Genomic DNA, 2,542 nt, shown 5'->3' on the forward strand with positions numbered 1-2,542 from the left:
CGGTTGACGTCGTCGTAGGAGCCGTCGATGGCCACGATGTCGCCGCCGTAGACGGCGCTGGTGACCACCTTGCTGGCCTCCAGGTCCGACGGGATGAACACGATCGACCGCGCGCCGACCCGGGCCGCGTGCGCGGCGACGGAGTTCGCCAGGTTGCCGGTGGAGGCGCAGGCGAACCGGGTGAAGCCGAAGCCGACCGCGGCGGTCAGCGCCGTCGACACGACCCGGTCCTTGAAGGAGTGGGTCGGGTTGGCGGACTCGTCCTTCACCCACAGCGTCGCGGTCATGCCCAGCTCGGCGGCCAGCGCGTCGGCGCGTACCAGCGGGGTGTTCCCGGTGTCGAGGGTGACCCGGGCGGCCGGGTCCTGCCCCACGGGCAGCAGCGGCGCGTAGCGCCAGAGGTTGAGCGGGCCGGCCTCGATCTGCGCGCGGGTGACCCGCCTCAGCGCCGCCTCGTCGTAACCCACCTCGAGCGGGCCGAAGCAGTCGAAACAGGCGTGCTGGGGAGCCAGCGGAAACTGCGCACCACAACCGCGACAGACGAGGTGGCGGGCCGGGCTTGCCGAGGCGGGGCCCGGAGCGGTGGTGTCGTCGACGGTCAACGTCATGCGAGGCCTTCCTCTCATCTTTCCTAGTCGTCGCGATCTGCGATCTAGGACGGAATTGGCACCAGCCGGCGCGGCCTCGTCTCTGAAGTCCGCACGGTGGTTGCCGGGGTGTCATCGGGCCGTGTCCCTCAACCCCTCTGGATGAGCGTTCCTATTCAGTTGTTCCGGCCAGTGTACGGCCGTCCGCGTTAAAACGGCCCGTCGACTCCCAACCCATGATCCGTGAGGAACCTCACCGATCGCCTATGAGACGACGTCTTTACGAAGGAACCGCCACCATGCAAGGGCCCAGAAAACGCCTGCGTAGCAGACCGCGGAGATCGCGCCCTTGACCATGGCGTCGCTCTGCACCGGCGTCGACAGCAGGCCCAGCCACGCGTCGTTGTAGTGGGTCGGCAGCAGGTTCCGCAGCCCGCCGAGCGCGGTGATCTGATCGAGGATGCTCGACAGGATCACCAGCAGCACCGCGCCGCCGACCGCGCCCAGCGGCGCGTCGGTGGCCACCGACAGCAGGAACGCCAGGCCGGCGACCACCAGCAGGCCGACGGCCAGGTACGCCAGCACGCCCAGCAGCCGCAGCAGCCCTTCGCCGGCCGGGATCTGGGCCGCCACCGTGCTGCTCAGCGGGCTCCAGCCGTACCGCAGCGTGCCGATCAGCAACGCGGTGCCGGCCAGCATGAGGAGGGCCAGCAGCGAGTACGCGAGCGCGACGAGCAGCTTCACCGCGAGCAGCCGGGCCCGCGGCACCGGCGCCGCCAGCAGGTAGCGCAGGCTGCCCCAGCTCGCCTCGCTGGCCACCGTGTCGCCGCAGAACAGAGCCACGACGACGACCAGCAGGAAGGACGCCGAGACGAAGATCGTGAACAGGGTGAAGTTCAGCCCGCCGGACGTGGCCAGCTCGATCAGGCTGGAGAACTCGCCGCCGCCGTTGTCGTCGTCTCCGTCACCGCCGAACTGGAACGCCGCCAGCACGATCAGCGGCAGCAGGACCATGAAGCCCAGGGCGAGCTGGGTCCGCCGGCGCGAGGCCTGCCGGCGCCACTCCGACCAGAACGACAGCGTCGCGCCGCTCCGGTAGCCGTCGGCCCCACCGTCCGCGCGGACGACCGCCGGCGCGCTCATCGGTCACCACTCCCCCGCGAGTTGTCCCCGACCAGGGCCAGGAACGCGTCCTCCAGCCGCCGCCGCGGCACCACCCGGTCCACCCCGACGCCGGCGCGCACCAGCTCGGCCACCACCTCGCTGCGCGGGGTGCCGTTGACGTCGATGACCAGGCCGGCGTCGGCGCTCACGGTCCGCACGCCGCCCAGCCGGTCCAGCACCGCCCGTGCCGCGGCCACGTCGGAGACGTCCAGCTGTACGGTCGGCGAGTCGCCGACGATCTCGTCCACCGGCCCGCTGGCCACGATCTCCCCCTTGTGCACCACGACCACGTGGGTGCAGGTCTGCTCCACCTCGGCGAGCAGGTGGCTGGAGACCAGCACCGCCCGCCCGTCGGTGGCGTACCGCTTGAGCACCCGCCGCATCTCGACGATCTGCGGCGGGTCGAGCCCGTCGGTGGGCTCGTCCAGCACCAGCACTTCGGGCAGGCCGAGCATCGCCTGCGCGATGGCCAGCCGCTGCCGCATGCCGTGGCTGTACGTGCGCGTCTTGCGGTGGATCGAGTCGCCCAGGCCGGCGATCTCCAGCGCCTCGGAGAACCGCGCCTGCTCCGGCGGGCGCCCGGTGGCCCGCCAGTACGAGCGCAGGTTCTCCAGCCCGCTCAGGTGTGGCAGGAAGCCCGGTCCCTCGATCAGCGCGCCGAGCCGGGACAGCACCGGCGCGCCGGGCGTCACCCGGTGTCCGAAGATCAGCACGTCGCCGCCGCTGGGTCGGGTCAGCCCGACGAGCACCCGCAGCGTCGTGGTCTTGCCGGCGCCGTTCGGCCCGAGCAG

3 protein-coding genes and 1 riboswitch are annotated in these 2,542 nt (G+C 71.6%); all 3 genes read right to left on the reverse strand.

The window, feature by feature from the left end:
- A partial coding sequence (locus VFO68_RS12815) for a threonine synthase (protein ID WP_325158467.1) occupies positions 1–608 on the reverse strand: 608 nt, incomplete at its 3' end.
- Positions 609–619: 11 nt separating this feature from the next.
- A riboswitch (SAM riboswitch) is annotated at positions 620–756 on the reverse strand.
- 95 nt (positions 757–851) lie between these two features.
- Positions 852–1,730 carry an ABC transporter permease subunit gene (locus VFO68_RS12820; protein ID WP_325158468.1) on the reverse strand — a complete coding sequence of 293 codons (879 nt, stop codon included), beginning with the start codon at positions 1,728–1,730 and terminating at the stop codon, positions 852–854.
- Positions 1,727–2,542 (reverse strand): ABC transporter ATP-binding protein (locus VFO68_RS12825; protein ID WP_325158469.1); only part of this gene is annotated, 816 nt, incomplete at its 5' end. The genes VFO68_RS12820 and VFO68_RS12825, both read right to left, overlap by 4 nt.

Source organism: Actinophytocola sp. (genome assembly GCF_035712165.1).
Classification (GTDB): Bacteria; Actinomycetota; Actinomycetes; order Mycobacteriales; family Pseudonocardiaceae; genus DASYTH01.

What these genes read in the sequence shown, in the direction of transcription:
- VFO68_RS12820 (WP_325158468.1), bottom strand. Translation starts at nt 1,730, where the DNA reads ATGAGCGCGCCGGCGGTCGTCCGCGCGGACGGTGGGGCCGACGGCTAC.